Source organism: Streptomyces albiflavescens (genome assembly GCF_014645835.1).
Lineage (GTDB): Bacteria > Actinomycetota > Actinomycetes > Streptomycetales > Streptomycetaceae > Streptomyces > Streptomyces albiflavescens.
The window spans coordinates 189,435-207,077 of record NZ_BMMM01000003.1 but is presented as its reverse complement, the minus strand read 5'-3'; the positions used below and the strand labels follow the sequence as shown (position 1 = coordinate 207,077).

The following is a 17,643-nucleotide window of genomic DNA, read 5'->3' as shown; positions in this document are numbered from 1 at the left end:
ACCCCTTCGTCGTCGGCTGCGGTGCGAGCCCAACAGACTCGGCCCCGCCGCCGGCCGAAACGGGTGCCTCCGGCTCCACGCCCCTGATCGCCGGGACGGCCGGTGTCGTCAGGCCGCCGGTGCCGCTCTGCTGCTGGTCGCGCCCGCAGTTGCGGGGCCACGCGTCCACAGCGGTCGCTCCTTTCCCGCACTCGGCGATAGCGTGACCCGAGCGCGGGGAGGAGAGGGCGGATGGCGGACGAGCAACCGATCGTCGGACGGGAGAGGGAGCTCTCCGAACTCTCCCGGCTGGCCGCGTCACGCGACGGCAGAGCCCTGTTGCTGCGCGGCGAGGCCGGGGTCGGGAAGAGCGTTCTCCTCGACTCGGCCGCCGCGGCCGCCGCCGCACTGGGCCACCGCGTGATCCGCGCGGCCGGCGTGGAAGCGGAGACCGGGCTGCCGTTCGCGGGCCTTCACCAGGTGCTGTATCCGCTGCTTCCGCGGGCCGCGGACCTCGACGCCGTCACCCGCGCGGCGTTCGACACCGTCTTCGGCCGTACGACGGGCGAGGCACCCTCCGTGATGAGCCTGGGCATCGCCGTGCTCGACCTGCTGGCCCTGGCCTCCGGCGACGTGCCCCTGCTGGTGGTCGTCGACGACGCCCACTGGTTCGACCCACAGAGCGCCGAGGTCGGCCGGTTCATCGCCCGCCGGCTGGCCGGGCTCGCCGTGCGCATGGCCATGGGCGTACGCGCCGACACCGCCTCGCCATGGGACGCGGCCGGGCTGCCCGAGCTGATCGTTCCGCCGCTCGCCCCCGAGGCGGCTGCCCGGCTGCTCGACGAACACGCCCCGCACCTGCCGGCCGGCGTCCGCGGCCAGGTCCTGGAGCAGGCCCAGGGCAATCCGCTGGCCCTGCTGGAACTGCCGCGCGCCGTCGGTCATGGCATCGAACCTGGCGAACTGCCGCTCTCCCGGCGCCTCGAGCACCTCTACGGCGATCGGATCAAGACCCTCGCACCCGCCGAGCGCACCGAGCTGCTGCTGGCCGCGCTCGACGGCGCCGGCACGGGCGGCGCGCCCTCGCCGGCCGGCCGGGCCCGCTACCGGATGAGCAACGTCGACGCGGCGCTCGCCGGCGGTCTGATCACCGTGGACGGCGCAACCGGAGACCTGGTCTTCCGCCATCCGCTGGTCCGTTCGGCCGTGTTGCAGTCCGCCACGCCCAACGAGCGGCGCGCGGCCCACGCGGAGCTGGCCCGGCTGCACCGCGAGGACATCGAACGCCATGCCGCCCATCTCGCGGCCGCCACGGTCGACCCGGTCGAGGCGGTGGCGGCGGTCCTGGAGCGCGCCGCCCGCTCGGCCACCGCCCGCGGCGGCGCCGCGTCGGCCGTCGCGCTGCTCACCCGCGCCGCCGAACTCAGTCCCGCGGCCGGGCCCCGCTCCCGCCGCCTGGGCGACGCCGCCTTCGTCGCGGCCCAGTCCGCGTTGCTGGACCAGGCGCAGGAACTCCGCGAGGCGTCCGACCGACTGGCCGGCACTCCCCAGTCACCCACCGCCGTGATCACCTCCGCGTATGCGGCGCTCTACCAGGACGGCGACGTGCGCTCGGCGCATCGCCGTGTCGCCGCCGCACTCGAGGCGCTGTCGGCGGACGCCGACCCGGAGATCCGCACCCGCCTGCTCAACCTGCTACTCGCCATCAGCCTGTTCTCCGCCGACCCGGACCTGTGGACGGTCACCGACGCGCTCGTGGACGCCACGGCCGCCGAGCCCTCGACCCTGCTCTACCGCGACGCGTTCGGTGATGTCGCCCGCCACGGGGCGGGCGCGCGCGAACGGGTCCAGGACGCGTTCGCCCGGCTGGGCGAGGAACAGCCGTGGGACGTCATGCGGCTCGGGGTCGCCGCCTACTACCTCGACGCGCTCGCCGATCACCGCCTGCTCGTCCGGCGCGTCGCCGACAGGGAAGCGGGCAGTGGGGCCGTCACCAACGCCATGACGCTGCTCCAGCTGGTCATGCTCGACCAGATCAACAGCGGCGAGTGGGACGCCGCCGAGCGCACCGGCAAACGCGGACTGGACCTCACGACGACCCACGGATACGCCCTGTTCGAGCACCAGTACCACGGCTTCCTCGGCCTGATCGCCGCCTGGCGCGGTGACGCCGAACAGGCCGTACGGGCGCTGAACCGGCTCGACCGATGGGCCCGGCCCCGTGGCGTCGGCCACCTCACCCAGCTCGCCGAGGCCATCGGCGCCGCCGTGCACCTCACCGGAGGCGACTACGAAGGGGCGTACACCCACGCGAGCGGCATCACCGCGCCCGGCACCTTCACGCCCTACGCGCAGCAGGCCGTACGTACTCTCCTCGACCTGGTCGAGTCGGCCGTGCACACCGGTCGCACCGCTCAGGCCCGGGCGCACGCCGTCGCCGCCCGCGACCAGGGACTGCCGGCGATCTCCCCGCGGCTCGACTTCCTGACCGCCGCCGCCCTGGCGATGACCGCCGAGGACACCGAGGCGCGGGCCGCGTTCGAGCGGGCGGTGGCCCATCCCGCGGGCGCGGAGTTCCCCTTCGAGCTGGCCCGGATCCGGCTCGCGCAGGGGATGTGGCTGCGCCGGGCCCGCGAACGCGCCGCGGCCCGCGAAGTGCTGCGGCAGGCCGCCGAGACATTCGACCACCTTGGCGCGGCACCGTGGTCCCGGCGAGCACGCGCCGAACTGCGCGCGACCGGCGCCCCGGGCGACGGATCCCCGGCGGGCGGGGCGGCGGCGCTCACCGCTCAGGAGCGACAGATCGCCGAACTCGCCGCGAGCGGACTCAGCAACAAGGAGATCGGCGCCCGGCTCTTCCTGTCCCCGCGCACCGTCGGCGCCCATCTCTACCGGGTCTTTCCGAAGCTCGGCATCGCGTCGCGGGCGTCCCTGCGCGACGCCCTGGAGGAAGGCGGGGGCGGGGCCGACGCGTGATCCTGGGGAGGTATCCGCTCCCCGGGACGCGCTGCGTCATGGCTGGTGGGTCACGACAGTCATTCGACTGATTCGGCACCCCTGACCGCAGGCGGAATCTGGAACCCATCGAGCCGCACGGGGCGGCTCCGAGAAGTCCAGGAGAAGGCCATGTCCGACCCGCGCACACCCGTCGTCCTCATCCACGGTCTGTGGCTGCACGCCGGCTCGTGGCAGCCCTGGATCGACCTGGCCGCCGAACGCGGCTACGCGCCGCTGGCCCCCGGCTGGCCGGGCGAGCCCGCCACCGTCGCCGAGGCACGGCGCCACCCCGAGGCCGTCGCCGGGCTCGGCATCGACGACGTCACCAACCACTACGCGGGGATCATCCGCACCCTGGACCGCCCGCCGGTGCTCATCGGGCACTCGTTCGGCGGTCTGATCGCGCAGAAGTTGCTGGGCGCGGGCCTGGGGCGCGCGGCCGTGGCCATCGACCCGGCCCAGATCAAGGGTGTCAAGGCGCTGCCGCCGGCCCAGCTGCGGGCCGGCTTCCCCGTGCTGGGCAACCCCGCCAACCGGCGCCGCGCCGTCTCCCTCACCGCCGCCCAGTTCCGCTACGGCTTCGGCAACGCGCTGCCGTCGGACGAGTCCGACGACCTGCACGCGCGCCTGACCATCCCCTCGCCAGGACGACCCCTGTTCGAGGCCGCGTTCGCCAACTTCGTCCGGCGCTCCCCGGCAGCCGTGGCCACCGACAACGCGGACCGCGGACCGCTGCTGATGATCTCCGGCCAGGCCGACCACACCGTCCCCGACGTCGTGACCCGCTCGGCGTACAAGCTCTACGGCGACTCACCGGCGGTCACCGAACTCAAGCAGTTCCCCGACCGAGGCCATTCACTGGTCGTCGACCACGGCTGGCGGACGGTGGCCGAGTACGCCCTGCAATGGCTGGCGCGAGAGGGCATCCACGGCCGGGACACCTCGCGCGCCTGACAGCACATCCACCAGACCCGGCGCCCCCGTCGGGCGCCGTGACAACAGACCTGACGCCCACCGTCAATCGGGCGCCACAACAATGGAGTTGAGAAGAATGAGTACAGAACTTCAGGGCAGGACCGCAGTGGTCACCGGGGCCAGCAAGGGCATCGGACTCGCCGTCGCCGAGGCGCTGGCCGAGGCGGGTGCGACGGTGATCGCGGGATCCCGCACCAGCACGCCGGACCTGGACGCGCTGGTCAAGCAGGGTTCCGTCACCTGGGTGCCCGTCGACCTCGCCGAGCCCGGTGCGGCCGAACGGCTCGTCGAGGCCGCGAACGGGCGGATCGACGTCCTGGTCAACAACGTCGGCTCGGCTCCGGCGCGTACCGGTGGCTTCCTCGCGGTGACCGACGAGGACTGGCAGCGCACCGTCGACCTGAACCTGCTGACGGCCGTACGGGTCACCCGGGCCGCCCTCCCGCTCATGCTGGAGGCGGGCCAGGGCTCGGTGGTGACGGTCGCCTCGGTCAACGCCACCCTGCCCGACCCCATGGTGATCGACTACAGCGCGGGCAAGGCCGCCCTGGTCGCCTTCTCCAAGGCGCTGTCGAAGGAGGTCGGCCCCAAGGGCATCCGGGTCAACACTGTCAGCCCCGGCCCCGTGGAGACGGAGCTGTGGCTCGGCGGGGGCGGGGTGGCCGAGACCGTGTCGGCCGCCGCCGGGATCACCCCCGACGACGTGATCGCCGGGGCCGCCGGGGCCACGGTCACCGGCCGCTTCTCCCAGCCGCGGGAGGTTGCCGACCTGGTTCTCTTCCTCGCCGGCGACCGCGCCCGCAACATCACCGGCAGCGACCTGGTCATCGACGGCGGCTTCATTCCCACCTGGTGACCGACCTCCACCTTCCTGGTGACCGACTTCCACCTTCCTTCCGCCTGACCATTTTGGAGTCCGACATGCCCCACTCGCCCACCACCGCGAGGGACGTCGCCGTCGCGATGTACGACGCCCTGCTGCGCTCCGACCGCGACGCCCTGCAGACCCTGGCCGATCCCCGGATCGAGATCCATGTGACGAAGGAACTGCCGTACGGCGGCGACTACTTCGGCCTCCCCGGCTTCTTCGATCTGTTCAAGAACACCTTCGAACTGATCGAGAGCAAGATCGAGATCACCCAGTTCTTCGACGCCGGTTCGCAGGTCGTCGCGGTGGGGCGCACGCGGGGCACGGGCCGGGACACCGGGCAGTCCTTCGATGCAGCCATCGTGCACGTCCTGACCGTCCGGGACGGCAGGCTCGTGGGCTTCGACGCCTTCGTCGAAGACGCACCCATCACCTCAGCGATCCATGGCGTCCGGCCGAGCTGACGGTTCAACGCTCCAGCAGCATCCGCTGGAGCTCCCGGGCCGCCCGCGGCGGAGCCACATCGCTGCGATGCGCCAGCGCGATCGTCCGGTGCAGCCCGGGCCGGGCCAGCGGGGTCACCCGCAGCCCCCGCCCGGACCGGGTCGCGACCATGCGGGGTACGACAGCCACGCCGAGCCCCGCCCGGACGAAGCCGAGCACGGCGTCCATCTCGCCGCCCTCGACGGCGAAGACGGGTTCGAAGCCCTCGGCGCGGCACGCGGCGACGGTCAGCTCTCGCAGGTCGTAGCCGTGCCGGAACATGACCAGACGCTCGCCCTCCAGGTCGGCGATCCGTACCGTGCGGCCGCGGCCCGGCGCGGGCGCGTCCGGCGACGACACCACCACCAGGTCCTCGCGCAGCACCTCCACCGTGGTCAGCGCGGGGGACGGCGTGGGCAGAGGCAGGACGACCAGGGCGAGGTCGAGGGCACCGCGCGCGAGTTCTCGTACGAGGTCGTGCGAACCGCCCTCCTCGATCAGCAGCTGGATACCCGGATAGCGGTCGTGGAAGGCGCGCAGTACGTCCGGGAGCAGACCGGTGCACAGGCTCGGGGTCGCGCCGAGGCGGACCCGGCCGCTGCGCAGCTGGGCCAGTTCCTGTACCTCGTGCCGGGCCGTGTCCGCGTCGGCCAGGATGCGCCGGGCCAGCGGCAGCAGCGCCTCGCCCGCGTCCGTGAGCGTGATGTTCCCGCGCGCCCGCAGGAACAGATCCGCCCCCAGCTCCCGCTCCAGCGCCTTGATCTGCTGGGACAGGGACGGCTGGGCGACATGGACCAGATCGGCGGCCCGGGTGAAGTGCCGGGTCTCGGCGACCGCCACGAAGTACTGGAGCTGTTGGAACTGCACACAGCCACGATAGTCCATGCCTATGGAATCGAGCCGGACCATGTCTTGGACCGATCGGCCCTCGGAGCCCTAGCGTTCCGTGACATGGCTCTGGCAACGCGGACGGACCGACGGCCGTCCATGGCACGCACTGTGTGGGACAGCTCCGTCGGCAAGAAGACCGTGATGGCCGTCAGCGGACTGATCATGGTGCTGTACCTGGTCGCCCACATGATCGGCAATCTGAAGATCTACTTCGGGGCGGGCGAGTTCAACCACTACGCGCACTGGCTGCGCACCGTCGGCGAACCCTTCATGCACTACGAGTGGACGCTGTGGCTCATCCGCGTGGTGCTGGTCGTCGCCGTCGTCGCACACGCCGTCTCCGCGTACCAGCTCAGCCGCCGCGACATCAACGCGCGCCCCAGCAAGTACGTCCACAAGAAGCCGCGGGCGAGCTACGCCACGCGCACCATGCGCTGGGGCGGCATCATCCTCGGCCTGTTCATCGTCTGGCACATCCTCGACCTGACGACCGGCACCGTGCACTCCGGCGGCTTCCAGGAGGGCCACCCGTACCAGAACGTCGTGGACACGTTCTCCACCTGGTACGGCAACGTCATCTACATCGTCGCGATGCTCGCGCTCGGCCTGCACATCCGGCACGGCTTCTGGAGCGCGGCACAGACCCTGGGCGCCGGTCGCCGCACCCGCGACCGCGCCCTCAAGACCGTCGCCAACGTCCTGGCGCTGGTACTGACGGCGGGCTTCATCTGCGTACCCGTCGGTGTCATGACTGGAGTGGTGAGCTGACATGACCGCATACACCGAGTACGCGACCGGGGACCCGGTCGTCGACGGCAAGGCCCCGACCGGCCCGGTCAACGAGCGCTGGGACACCCGACGCTTCGAGGCCAAGCTGGTGAACCCGGCCAACCGGCGCAAGCACACGGTGATCGTCGTGGGCACCGGCCTGGCGGGCGGTTCGGCCGGCGCCACCCTCGCCGAACAGGGCTACCACGTCGTCCAGTTCTGCTACCAGGACTCGCCCCGCCGCGCCCACTCGATCGCCGCGCAGGGCGGCATCAACGCGGCGAAGAACTACCGCAACGACGGCGACTCCGTCCACCGGCTCTTCTACGACACCGTCAAGGGCGGCGACTTCAGGGCGCGCGAGTCGAACGTCCACCGGCTGGCGCAGATCTCGGTGGAGATCATCGACCAGTGCGTCGCGCAGGGCGTGCCCTTCGCCCGCGAGTACGGCGGTCTCCTCGACACCCGCTCCTTCGGCGGCGTCCAGGTGTCACGGACGTTCTACGCCCGGGGCCAGACGGGCCAGCAGCTTCTGCTCGGTGCCTACCAGGCGCTGTCCCGGCAGATCGCCGCGGGCAACATCGAGATGCACCCCCGGACCGAGATGCTCGACCTGATCGTGGTCGACGGGCGGGCCCGCGGGATCGTGGCCCGCGATCTGATCACCGGGAAGATCGACACGTACTACGCCGACGCTGTGGTCCTCGCCAGCGGCGGATACGGCAACGTCTTCTACCTCTCGACGAACGCCATGAACTCCAACGCCACCGCGATCTGGCGGGCGCACCGGCGCGGCGCCTACTTCGCCAACCCCTGCTTCACCCAGATCCACCCCACCTGCATCCCGCGCACCGGCGACCACCAGTCCAAGCTCACCCTGATGAGCGAGTCGCTGCGCAACGACGGCCGTATCTGGGTCCCGAAGGCGCAGGGCGACACCCGCCCGCCGAACGAGATCCCCGAGGACGAGCGCGACTACTACCTGGAGCGCATCTACCCGTCCTTCGGCAACCTGGTGCCCCGCGACATCGCCTCCCGCGCCGCCAAGAACGTCTGTGACGAGGGCAGGGGAGTGGGCCCGGGCGGCCAGGGCGTCTATCTGGACTTCGCCGACGCCATCCGGCGGATGGGCAGGGCGAAGGTCGAGGAGAAGTACGGCAACCTCTTCGACATGTACGCGCGGATCACCGCCGAGGACCCGTACACGGTCCCGATGCGGATCTACCCCGCCGTGCACTACACGATGGGCGGACTGTGGGTCGACTACGACCTCCAGACCACCATCCCCGGCCTGTTCGCGATCGGCGAGGCGAACTTCTCGGACCACGGAGCGAACCGCCTCGGCGCCTCGGCCCTGATGCAGGGCCTGGCCGACGGCTACTTCGTGCTGCCATCGACGATCAACGACTACCTCGCCCGCAACCCGCACCGCTCCGCCGACGATGACGTGACCGACGAACACCCCGCCGTCCAGGAGGTGTTGGCCGAGACCGAGGACCGACTGCGGCTGCTCCTCGCCGTCGACGGCGACCGCACGCCCGACTCCTTCCACCGCGAAGTCGGCGAGCTCATGTGGGAGTTCTGCGGTATGGCCCGCACCGAGACCGGACTGCGCAAGGCACTGGAGCGCATCCCGCAGATCCGCGAGGAGTTCTGGCGGCGCATCAAGGTCCCGGGCACGGGCGAGGAGTTCAACCAGTCCCTGGAGAAGGCCAACCGCGTAGTCGACTACCTGGAGCTCGCCGAGCTCATGTGCCTCGACGCGCTGCACCGGTCCGAGTCCTGCGGCGGGCACTTCCGTGAGGAGTCGCAGACGCCGGACGGCGAGGCCGCCCGCAACGACGAGGAGTTCTCGTACGCGGCCGCCTGGGAGTTCACCGCCACCGGTGACGCGCCCGTCCTGCACAAGGAAGACCTGGTCTTCGAGTACGTCCACCCCACTCAGCGGAGCTACGCATGAAGCTCACCCTGCGCGTCTGGCGACAGAAGAACGCCGACGCCGACGGAGCGATGTCCACATACGAGGTGGACGACATCTCGGCCGACATGTCCTTCCTGGAGATGCTCGACACCCTCAACGAGGAGCTCATCCTCAAGGGCGAGGATCCGGTCGCCTTCGACCACGACTGCCGCGAAGGCATCTGCGGCGCGTGCTCCCTCGTCATCAACGGCGACGCGCACGGGCCCGAGCGCACCACCACCTGCCAGCTGCACATGCGGTCCTTCCAGGACGGCGACACGATCGACATCGAGCCGTGGCGGGCTTCGGCCTTCCCGGTCGTGAAGGACCTGGTGGTGGACCGGTCGGCCTTCGACCGGATCATCCAGGCCGGTGGCTACATCACCGCCCCGACCGGTGCGGCGCCCGAGGCCCACGCGACGCCCGTGCCGAAGCCCGACGCGGACTTCGCCTTCGAGCACGCCGAGTGCATCGGCTGCGGGGCGTGTGTGGCGGCCTGCCCGAACGGCGCGGCGATGCTGTTCACCTCGGCGAAGGTCAACCACTTGAACGTCCTGCCGCAGGGCGCGCCCGAGCGGGAGACCCGGGTGTTGGACATGGTGGCGCAGATGGACGAGGAGGGGTTCGGTGGGTGCACCCTTGCCGGGGAGTGCGCGACCGCCTGCCCGAAGGGCATCCCGCTGTTCTCCATCACCAGCATGAACAAGGAGTGGCTGCGGGCTACGCGCAGGGGCGGGCAACGCTAGGGCTCCGGCGGATCCTGCCGGGGGACGCGGGATTGTGGTCGGCCGCGGAGTACCCCGCATCCCTTGACGGGGTGCTCCGGCCGAGCCCGAATTATTAGGAAACGTTCGCCGGCAGGGTGCGGACGGGCGGGACCGGAAGTGGTGCTCACCCCGGTCCCGCCAGGCACCCCCGTCGGTCCGGGCGGCGGCCTGTTGTCCGGCCCTTGAGCTGGTGCGCAGCCGTTGGCGCCGCCGGCTCGACGGACGACGATCCCCCGGCATTCAACATCCCCACATCCCACCTCCTGGCCACGGTCATGTGCTCGCCAACCGGCGTCGGAAGAACAGGAGCGCACAGACCGCACCGACACGGTCTGCCGCCGCACCGCCGAACCGGCCCGTGACCAGGAGAGTGCCATGACCGGCGTTTCCACCCTCGACAGCCCCCCACAGCCCGTGACCCCCACCCGCTACACCGTCTCGCTCGCCCGTGACGAGGCCGATGTGCGGGCCGCCCAGCGGCTGCGGCACGACGTCTTCGCGGGAGAGATGGGAGCCCTCCTGTCCACCCCGCAGCCGGGCCTCGACATCGACCCCTTCGACGCGTACTGCGACCACCTGCTGGTCCGTGACACGGTGAGCGACCAGGTGGTCGGCACCTACCGGCTGCTGCCGCCGGAGCGGGCCGCCGTCGCCGGACGGCTGTACTCGGAGGGCGAGTTCGACCTCGGCCCGCTGGCCGGAATCCGCTCCGGACTGGTCGAGGTGGGCCGTTCCTGCGTGCACCCCGACCACCGCGACGGCGCGGTCATCGGGCTGATCTGGGCCGGGATCGCGCGGTACATGGTCGACGGTGGTCACGAGTGGCTCGCGGGCTGCTGCTCGATTCCGCTGGCCGACGGCGGCGCGCTCGCGGCCGGGAGCTGGGACCGGGTCCAGGCGAAGCACCTGGCGCCCGAGGAGTACCGCGTTCGCCCGCTGCTGCCCTGGAGTGCGGAGGGCGTCGCCCGGCCCGCGCGGACGGAGCTGCCCCCGCTGCTGCGCGGCTACCTCCGCCTCGGCGCCTGGGTGTGCGGCCAGCCGGCGCACGACGCCGACTTCGGTGTCGCCGATCTGTACGTGCTGCTGTCGATGCGCCGGGTCAACCCGCGCTATCTGCGGCACTTCCTCTCGCTCGTCCCGGCCTGATGAGCGCCCCCCGCACCGGAACGCCGCGCCTGCCCGTCATACGCCGCCCCCGCTTCGGCGGGGCGGCGCTGCCCGGCCCGCGCGGGCCGGTGCTCGCGGACACCGCGACGGTGTCCGCGGCACCAGGTCCCGTCGCGGCTCGCCCCGACCCGCCGACCAGTGCGTGGCTGCCCACCGCGCCCTGCTCTCCGCACAGCTGCGTGGATTCCACGGCCTGCTGGGCCGCCGTGCCGCGCGCCGCTGCACGGCTCGTCTCGGTCCTGGCGCTGGTCCTCGTCGGCGTCGCGCTGACCCCGCTCGTCGGACGGTTGCGGGCGACGGCCCGCGACCGGTGGATCCGTCGCTGGTGCCGGTCCGTGGTCCGCGCCTCCGGCGTACGGGTGCGGTTCACCGGGGCCGCCGCGCCCACCGGGGGACTGCTGATCGTCGCCAACCACATCTCGTGGCTGGACATCCCCCTGCTCGCCGCCGTCCGCCCGGCGCGCATGCTCGCCAAGACCGAGGTTCGCGGCTGGCCCGTGGCCGGCGCGCTGGCCGCCCGCGGCGGCACCCTGTTCATCGAACGCGACCGGCTCCGCGCCCTGCCCGGCACGGTGGAGCGGATCGCGGACGCCCTGCGCGGCGGAGCGGCCGTCGTCGCCTTCCCCGAGGGCAGCACCTGGTGCGGCCGGGCGCAGGGACACTTCCGGCGGGCCGTCTTCCAGGCAGCGCTCGACGCGGACGTGCCCGTCCAGCCCGTGCGCATCCACTACCGGCTCGCCGACGGCACCGCGAGCACCGCGCCCGCGTTCGTCGGGAGCGACTCGCTGCTCGCCTCCGTATGGCGGGTCGTCTCGGCCGGCGCGCTCGTCGCCGAGGTACAGGTGCTGCCCGCGCTCGCACCCGGCGAACACATCGACCGACGCGGACTCGCCCGTGCCGCGCAGGGTGAGCGGCATACGCAGCGCGACCCGCACGTCATGTCCGCCTAGGCCCTGTCGTCAAATTCCCGTCTGCCCCGCGACGCCATGCACGCACTCTCGCCGCACCGGGCACAGACCCAAGTACATCCAGTACGAGGGCCTGTGCCCGGCACGCCGAGAGCACGCACCTGACGCCGCAGGGCCCGCCCTCCGGGCGGACGACGGGAATTTGACGACAGGACCTAGGGCCTGACTGGGGCGGATCACGCCGAAGACGCGGGGGCCTGATCCGCCGGACAGATGTCAGGGGGCCGGAGCGAGCGCGCGGGCGAGATACGGAGCCGTCGTGCTGCCCTGCGCCCGCGCCACCTCGTCCGGAGGTCCCGCCGCGACGATCCGCCCGCCCGCGTCGCCTCCGCCCGGGCCCAGGTCGATCACCCAGTCGGCGCCCGCGACGACCGTCATGTCGTGCTCGACGACCACGACGGTGTGGCCCGCGTCGACCAGACCGTGCAGCTGGCGCATCAGCACCTCGACGTCGGCCGGGTGCAGCCCTGTCGTCGGCTCGTCGAGCAGATAGAAGGTGTGCCCCCGGCGTACCCGCTGCAACTCGCTGGCCAGCTTGATGCGTTGGGCTTCACCACCGGACAACTCCGTGGCGGGCTGGCCGAGTCGCAGATAGCCGAGGCCCACGTCGAGGAGGGTGCTGAGGCTGCGTGCGACGGCCGGGGTGTCCGTCTCAGCGAAGAAGCGCGACGCCGCCTCCACCGTCAGGTCCAGAACCTGCGCGATGTTCCGTCCCCGGTACGTCACCTCGAGCGTCTCGGGGTTGTAGCGCGCCCCTCCGCAGTCGGGGCACGGCGCGTAGGTGCTGGGCAGGAACAGCAGCTCCACGCTGACGAATCCCTCGCCCTGACAGGTCTCGCAGCGACCGCCGGCGACGTTGAAGGAGAACCGCCCGACGCCGTAGCCGCGCCGCCGAGCCTCGTCCGTCGCGGCGAAGACCTTGCGCACGACGTCGAAAAGCCCGGTGTACGTCGCCAGGTTCGAGCGCGGGGTACGGCCGATAGGCCTCTGGTCGACGGAGACGAGCCGTCCGACGCCTGCCAGATCCTCCGTCACCTCGCCGATCAGCGTGGACTTGCCGGAGCCGGAGACCCCGGTCACCGCGGTGAACACACCGAGCGGGAACTCGGCGGTGACCCCGCGCAGGTTGTGCCGGACGACCGGTCCGATCTTCATCCGGCCGCGCGGCGACCGGACTTCGCGTACCGGGGCGGGGGAGCGATCGAAGAGGAATCGAGCCGTGGCCGACTCCTCGACCGCGGCGAGCTCCGCCACCGGACCACTGTGCAGCACCCGCCCGCCGTGCTCCCCGGCGCGCGGCCCGACGTCGACAAGCCAGTCGGCGCCGCGCACGACATCGAGATGGTGCTCCACGACGAACACCGAGTTCCCCGCCGACTTCAACCGCTCCAGGACCGTGAGCAGGGCCTCCGTGTCCGCCGGGTGCAGTCCGGCGGACGGCTCGTCCAGGACGTACACGACACCGAAGAGCCCGGAGCGCAACTGCGTTGCCAAACGCAGGCGTTGGAGCTCGCCTGCGGAGAGCGTCGGGGTCGCCCGGTCCAGGCTGAGATAGCCGAGGCCGAGCTCGACGACGGGCGCGATACGCGATCTCAGATCGTCGGTGAGGATCCTGGCGGCCTCGGTGGCCCCGTGCGGCATGCGGGCCAGCTCCGCCAAGGGCGACGCGGCCAGCTCCGCGATGTTCCGTCCCGCGAACGTCACCGCCAGCGCCTCGGGACGCAGCCGGCTGCCGCCGCACACCGGACACGGCGCGCTCGTGAGGAACCGCTCGGCCTTGGCCCTCAGCGTCGGGCTCTTCGTGTCGGAGAAGGTCTTCATGACGTAGCGCTGTGCGCTCATGTACGTACCCTGGTAAGGGCGTTGGATCCGCTCGGCGTCCCGCACCGGATGTACGGTGACCACCGGCTGCTCGTCCGTGAAGAGGATCCACTCCCGCTCCTCGGCGGGCAGCTCGCGCCAGGGCCGGTCCACGTCGTACCCGAGCGTATCCAGGATGTCCCGCAGGTTCTTGCCCTGCCAGGCGCCCGGCCACGCGGCGATCGCCCCCTCACGGATCGACAGTGACGGATCCGGGACCAGCGACTCCTCGGTCGTACGGTGCACTTGACCGAGTCCATGGCACTCGGGGCAGGCTCCGGCCGCCGTATTGGGCGAGAACGCGTCGGAGTCCAGCCGCTCGGCGCCCTCCGGATAGTCGCCCGCCCGCGAGAACAGCATGCGCAGCGAGTTGGAGAGATTGGTGACCGTACCGACGGACGAGCGCGAGGTGGGTGACGAGCGGCGCTGCTGAAGCGAGACCGCAGGCGGCAGCCCGGTGATCTCCCCGACCTTCGGCGCCCCTACCTGATGGATCAGCCGCCGCGCGTACGGGGCGACCGATTCGAAATAGCGCCGCTGAGCCTCCGCGTAGATCGTCCCGAAGGCCAGCGACGACTTTCCTGAGCCGGAGACGCCGGTGAAGACCGCGAGGACGTCCCGCGGGATGTCGACGTCCACGCCCTGGAGGTTGTGCTCACGGGCACCCCGGACGCGGACGTACGAGTCGTGGGGGCCGCGGGGGCTGGACATCGGCGGGACTCCTGTGGGCGGCCGGGGGCCTGGACATCAGTGGGGCTCGAGGCAAACCCCACGATTCTAGGTCGTGGTCAGTCCCGCGACCCGGGCGAGTCTCCGGAAGGAGTCCAGGAGGGCGTCCCGGTCGTACGTACTGGTCGTGACCAGCACCTCCTGGGCGCCGGTCTCCTCGATCAGTGTCTCCAGCTCGTGGGCGACCTGATCTTCGGTGCCCACGATGTGGCCGCTCAGGCCGGCCTCGTAGAAGCCGCGCTCCTTGGCGGTCATGGTGAGTGCCTCGACGCGCTCGGCGGGCGGCAGTGGCGGGAACGTGCCGTGCGTGCGGGAGTACGCCATCGACCAGGCCTCCGGGAGCAGCAGACGGCGCGCCTCCTCCGGGCCTGCGGCGACCGCGACGGTGCCGGAGACCACGACGTACGGCTCCCTGGCCCAGACGGACGGGCGGAAGGCCGCGCGGTAGTGGTCGATGCCCCTCTGCATCTTCTCCCGGTTCCTGAGGTCCCCGATGACCAGCGGCAGGCCCGCTCGTGCCGCGATGGTGGCGCCCTCGCCCAGGGCGAGCACGAAGGGCGGCACGGTCAGACCTTCGGTGGGGCGCGCGTGCACGCCGGTCGGGGATGTGCCGCGGAACCAGCCGAGGAGTTCGTCGAGCTGGTCCGCGAAGTCCTCGGCGTCGTCCTTGTCCCGCCCGAGCGCACTGCGCACACCATCCGTGAAACCGACGGAACGGCCCAGGCCCATGTCGATCCGCCCCGGGAACAGGGACTCCAGCACACCGAACTGCTCGGCCACGACGAGGGGTTGGTGGTTCGGCAGCATGACACCGCCGGTGCCGACCCGGATCGTCCGCGTGGCGGCGGCGACCGCGGCGGCCAGCACGGTGGGTGCGGACCCGGCGACGCCGGGCACCCCGTGGTGCTCCGAGACCCAGATCCGGTGGTAACCGAGCTTCTCCAGGTCCTGGGCCAGCCGCACGGTGTCGCCCAGGGCCTCGGTCACCGGGTGCCCCTCGCGGGTGCGCGAGCGGTCGAGTACGGAGAACCGCGTCGCTTCCCCACGGGAGCCCCGCGCCTGGTGGGTGTCGCGATGGTGCTGGTTCGACATGGCTGCTCCGGAAGAACTGGTCTCTGACGTCTCAGCCATCAACGTCTGGATGCCTCCGTGGCTTCCATGATCCGTGTGGTTTCCGGGACGAGCAAGGCACTCGCGATCATCGCGGCGTGCGGCCCTCTGCTCTCGCATGCGCCGAGGGCCGCACCCGGACGGGTGCGGCCCTCGCGATGACTGAAACCGAATCGATGGTTACTGCCGCTGCCTCACTGGTGGTGAGGTGACGTCAGGTAGTGCTGTCGCAGGAGCTCCCTCCCGTAGTCGTTGCCGTTCGGCGTGCGGATGATGGAGTGGACGTGCTTCTGGGTCGCGCCGCTGCCCTGTGTGGCGCCGTACGCGCCCGCGAGCGGGCCCGGGGCCTGGCAGTCGACCTCGACCCAGACGACTGGGCTGTGCACCCGGACGTAGAAGGCGGAGTCGTCGGCGGTGCCACCCGCCCAGGTCACGTAGGTGAGCCGCCGTCAGGGAGTTGATGAAGGCGAGGGCGGCCACGACCTCCTCGTGGCAGACCGTGACGGTCTCGCCGTCGATCTCCATCGAGGTCGGCTCGGAGCCCCAGAAGCAGGGGCTCATCACGACCTGGTCGCCGAGCACGAAGTAGTTGATGACCAGGTGGTGGCCGTCGAACTGGAAGCCCCAGGGCTCGGTGGCCGACGGGGTGCCCATCAGCGTCCAGTAGTAGGCGTCCTCGTTGAAGGCGCTGGTGTTGTTGATCGCCTAGCCGGCGGCCTGGTTGATCTTGCGGATCTTCTCGGTGGTCTCCAGGCCGTCCGCGCTCAGCGCCGACTTCAACAGGGCGGTGCCCAGAGCCTTCTGATCGTCCGTCATGTCAGCGAGGGTGACCCCCTGGCGTGCGTACGAGTCGACGTTGCTCCACAGCCGCCACTCGGTGGAGTGGACGGTGAACTGCGTCGCCGTCTTCTGGGTGTCGGTGAGGCCGGCCAGGAAGGCGTTGGCGGCGGCGATCACAGGTGCGGTCGCGACACCGGTGGAATGGACCGAATAGAGGTCGTCTACGCTTGCCGTCGGTGGTCAGACCGAAGAAGTCCTCGGTGATCGATTGATTGCCGGGGCCGCCGGTGCCGCCACCCGGGCCGCCGCTGGGGGCGCCGCTGGGGGCGGCGGACGCCGAGGCATCGGCGGTGCCGGTGGCGTCGTCGGCGAGCGCGGCCCAGGCGCCCGCGCCGCCCATGGTCGCGACCGCCGTGGCGCCGCTGGCGAAGAAGACCTTGCGCATGAAGTTGCGGCGGCTCGCGTGGACCCGGCGGCCGGTCTCCGGCTGCGGCTCCGGTGCTGCGGTGCTGCGGTGTCGAGCTCGGTCATCGTCGCTGGCTCCCTTCGTCATGGGCACGTCCACTCCGGACGGCCGCGCGGGGATGACTCTGGCGCAGCAAGCTGATGCGAAACTGAATCAGGTTTCCAAGGACAGCCGAATCAGCGGCACCAGACCGTGGGGAACGCACGTGACCTGCGCGTATGTGAGATCGCTTAGAGTTCCTGGGCGCCGTCGGCCGACCTCTGGCTGGGCACCGGAGCGTGCGCCTCGGCGGAGCCGGCAGGGGGCAGCCCGATCCCGGACTCCGTACGCGGAGACAGCCCGATCCCGGACTCCGTACGCGGAGACAGCTCGATGCTGAACTCCGTGCGCCCGGGTTCACTCACGACGCTGAGGCGGCCGCCGTGCGCGGACGTGATCGCGGTGGCGATGGCCAGCCCCAGACCGGTGCCGGCCTCCTTGCCGGGACCACGGGAGCGGGAGACGTCGGCTCTGGTGAAGCGTTCGAAGACCGTGGGGAGGAGTTCCGGCGGGATGCCGGGGCCGTCGTCTCGTACGCGGATGACGCGGTGCTCGTCCGTGGCTTCGACGGAGGCGGTGACCGTCGTGCCGGCGGGTGTGTGCACGCGCGTTCAGGTCCTCTTGGATCCCAGAAGTGCCAGGCATCCGGCCACCGTGTCGTAGCTCGTTGGGGGAGCGCTGTGCCGTGGCTGAGGGTGAACTGTGGGCTCGGCTCGAAGGTCGCCGGCCGCCGCTGCGTCGCGCAGAGGTTCTTCCGTTCGTCGATCCTGCTGGAGTCGGGTTGGTGTCGCCGTTCACCATGGCCTGGCGGAAGTCTCCCGGCGCCATGTCTCCGG

The 17,643-nt window shown here is 71.4% G+C and carries 13 protein-coding genes and 2 pseudogenes; 9 read left to right on the top strand and 6 right to left on the bottom strand.

All coding sequences use genetic code 11. The features are described from left to right. Nucleotides 1-231: 231 nt before the first annotated feature. The 4 genes from IEY95_RS10315 (at nucleotide 232) to IEY95_RS10300 (ending at nucleotide 5,283) form a co-directional block, all read left to right on the top strand. Nucleotides 232-2,955, top strand: a complete 2,724-nt coding sequence (locus IEY95_RS10315; protein ID WP_189185629.1) for a helix-turn-helix transcriptional regulator — start codon at nucleotides 232-234, stop codon at nucleotides 2,953-2,955. A gap of 150 nt (nucleotides 2,956-3,105) precedes the next feature. Further along, the gene (locus tag IEY95_RS10310) at nucleotides 3,106-3,930 is read left to right on the top strand and encodes an alpha/beta hydrolase (protein WP_189185628.1); all 825 of its coding nucleotides are present in this window, start codon (nucleotides 3,106-3,108) and stop codon (nucleotides 3,928-3,930) included. A gap of 97 nt (nucleotides 3,931-4,027) precedes the next feature. Then, nucleotides 4,028-4,807: an oxidoreductase gene (locus IEY95_RS10305; RefSeq protein ID WP_189185627.1), complete on the top strand. Its 780-nt coding sequence runs from the start codon at nucleotides 4,028-4,030 to the stop codon at nucleotides 4,805-4,807. Nucleotides 4,808-4,872: 65 nt separating this feature from the next. After that, nucleotides 4,873-5,283, top strand: a complete 411-nt coding sequence (locus IEY95_RS10300; protein WP_189185626.1) for a nuclear transport factor 2 family protein — start codon at nucleotides 4,873-4,875, stop codon at nucleotides 5,281-5,283. A 4-nt stretch (nucleotides 5,284-5,287) separates the two neighbouring features. Here the strand turns inward: IEY95_RS10300 and IEY95_RS10295 are convergent, their stop codons facing one another. Beyond that, on the bottom strand, nucleotides 5,288-6,169 hold the full coding sequence (locus IEY95_RS10295) for a LysR family transcriptional regulator (RefSeq protein ID WP_189185625.1): 882 nt from the start codon (nucleotides 6,167-6,169) through the stop codon (nucleotides 5,288-5,290). Between the two features lie 120 nt (nucleotides 6,170-6,289). On the opposite strand from IEY95_RS10295, the gene IEY95_RS10290 reads away from it, so the two are divergent. From IEY95_RS10290 to IEY95_RS10270, 5 genes are all read left to right on the top strand, one after another. Continuing rightward, on the top strand, nucleotides 6,290-6,961 hold the full coding sequence (locus IEY95_RS10290) for a succinate dehydrogenase (RefSeq protein ID WP_189185624.1): 672 nt from the start codon (nucleotides 6,290-6,292) through the stop codon (nucleotides 6,959-6,961). A gap of 1 nt (nucleotide 6,962) precedes the next feature. Further along, nucleotides 6,963-8,921, top strand: a complete 1,959-nt coding sequence (locus IEY95_RS10285) for a fumarate reductase/succinate dehydrogenase flavoprotein subunit (RefSeq protein ID WP_189185623.1) — start codon at nucleotides 6,963-6,965, stop codon at nucleotides 8,919-8,921. Continuing rightward, nucleotides 8,918-9,667: a succinate dehydrogenase/fumarate reductase iron-sulfur subunit gene (locus IEY95_RS10280; protein ID WP_189185622.1), complete on the top strand. Its 750-nt coding sequence runs from the start codon at nucleotides 8,918-8,920 to the stop codon at nucleotides 9,665-9,667. Before IEY95_RS10285 ends, IEY95_RS10280 begins: the two co-directional genes overlap by 4 nt. Before the next feature lie 396 nt (nucleotides 9,668-10,063). Next, nucleotides 10,064-10,834, top strand: a complete 771-nt coding sequence (locus IEY95_RS10275; protein WP_189185621.1) for a GNAT family N-acetyltransferase — start codon at nucleotides 10,064-10,066, stop codon at nucleotides 10,832-10,834. Continuing rightward, a complete protein-coding gene (locus tag IEY95_RS10270; RefSeq protein WP_189185620.1) occupies nucleotides 10,834-11,805 on the top strand; it encodes a lysophospholipid acyltransferase family protein in 972 nt (323 codons plus the stop codon). Before IEY95_RS10275 ends, IEY95_RS10270 begins: the two co-directional genes overlap by 1 nt. Nucleotides 11,806-12,039: 234 nt before the next feature. On the opposite strand, the gene IEY95_RS10265 is transcribed toward IEY95_RS10270, so the two are convergent. The 5 genes and pseudogenes from IEY95_RS10265 to IEY95_RS10250 all read right to left on the bottom strand — a co-directional run. Next, a complete protein-coding gene (locus tag IEY95_RS10265) occupies nucleotides 12,040-14,394 on the bottom strand; it encodes an ATP-binding cassette domain-containing protein (protein ID WP_189185619.1) in 2,355 nt (784 codons plus the stop codon). Between the two features lie 66 nt (nucleotides 14,395-14,460). Continuing rightward, complete coding sequence (locus IEY95_RS10260) at nucleotides 14,461-15,504, bottom strand: LLM class flavin-dependent oxidoreductase (protein WP_189186002.1); 1,044 nt, start codon at nucleotides 15,502-15,504, stop codon at nucleotides 14,461-14,463. 212 nt (nucleotides 15,505-15,716) lie between these two features. Next, a complete protein-coding gene (locus tag IEY95_RS50375) occupies nucleotides 15,717-15,956 on the bottom strand; it encodes a DUF3500 domain-containing protein (protein WP_308429305.1) in 240 nt (79 codons plus the stop codon). A gap of 66 nt (nucleotides 15,957-16,022) precedes the next feature. After that, a pseudogene (locus tag IEY95_RS50370) lies at nucleotides 16,023-16,479 on the bottom strand (DUF3500 domain-containing protein); the annotation flags it as partial. 350 nt (nucleotides 16,480-16,829) lie between these two features. After that, nucleotides 16,830-17,415, bottom strand: a pseudogene (locus IEY95_RS10250) (sensor histidine kinase); the annotation flags it as partial. Between the last annotated feature and the right edge of the window lie 228 nt (nucleotides 17,416-17,643).

Excerpts from the sequence above, each read along its gene's own strand:
- IEY95_RS10315 (WP_189185629.1), top strand. The coding sequence starts at position 232 with ATGGCGGACGAGCAACCGATCGTCGGACGGGAGAGGGAGCTCTCCGAA.
- IEY95_RS10310 (WP_189185628.1), top strand. The coding sequence starts at position 3,106 with ATGTCCGACCCGCGCACACCCGTCGTCCTCATCCACGGTCTGTGGCTG.
- IEY95_RS10305 (WP_189185627.1), top strand. The coding sequence starts at position 4,028 with ATGAGTACAGAACTTCAGGGCAGGACCGCAGTGGTCACCGGGGCCAGC.
- IEY95_RS10300 (WP_189185626.1), top strand. The coding sequence starts at position 4,873 with ATGCCCCACTCGCCCACCACCGCGAGGGACGTCGCCGTCGCGATGTAC.
- IEY95_RS10290 (WP_189185624.1), top strand. The coding sequence starts at position 6,290 with ATGGCACGCACTGTGTGGGACAGCTCCGTCGGCAAGAAGACCGTGATG.
- IEY95_RS10285 (WP_189185623.1), top strand. The coding sequence starts at position 6,963 with ATGACCGCATACACCGAGTACGCGACCGGGGACCCGGTCGTCGACGGC.
- IEY95_RS10280 (WP_189185622.1), top strand. The coding sequence starts at position 8,918 with ATGAAGCTCACCCTGCGCGTCTGGCGACAGAAGAACGCCGACGCCGAC.
- IEY95_RS10275 (WP_189185621.1), top strand. The coding sequence starts at position 10,064 with ATGACCGGCGTTTCCACCCTCGACAGCCCCCCACAGCCCGTGACCCCC.
- IEY95_RS10270 (WP_189185620.1), top strand. The coding sequence starts at position 10,834 with ATGAGCGCCCCCCGCACCGGAACGCCGCGCCTGCCCGTCATACGCCGC.
- IEY95_RS10265 (WP_189185619.1), bottom strand. The coding sequence starts at position 14,394 with ATGTCCAGCCCCCGCGGCCCCCACGACTCGTACGTCCGCGTCCGGGGT.
- IEY95_RS10260 (WP_189186002.1), bottom strand. The coding sequence starts at position 15,504 with ATGTCGAACCAGCACCATCGCGACACCCACCAGGCGCGGGGCTCCCGT.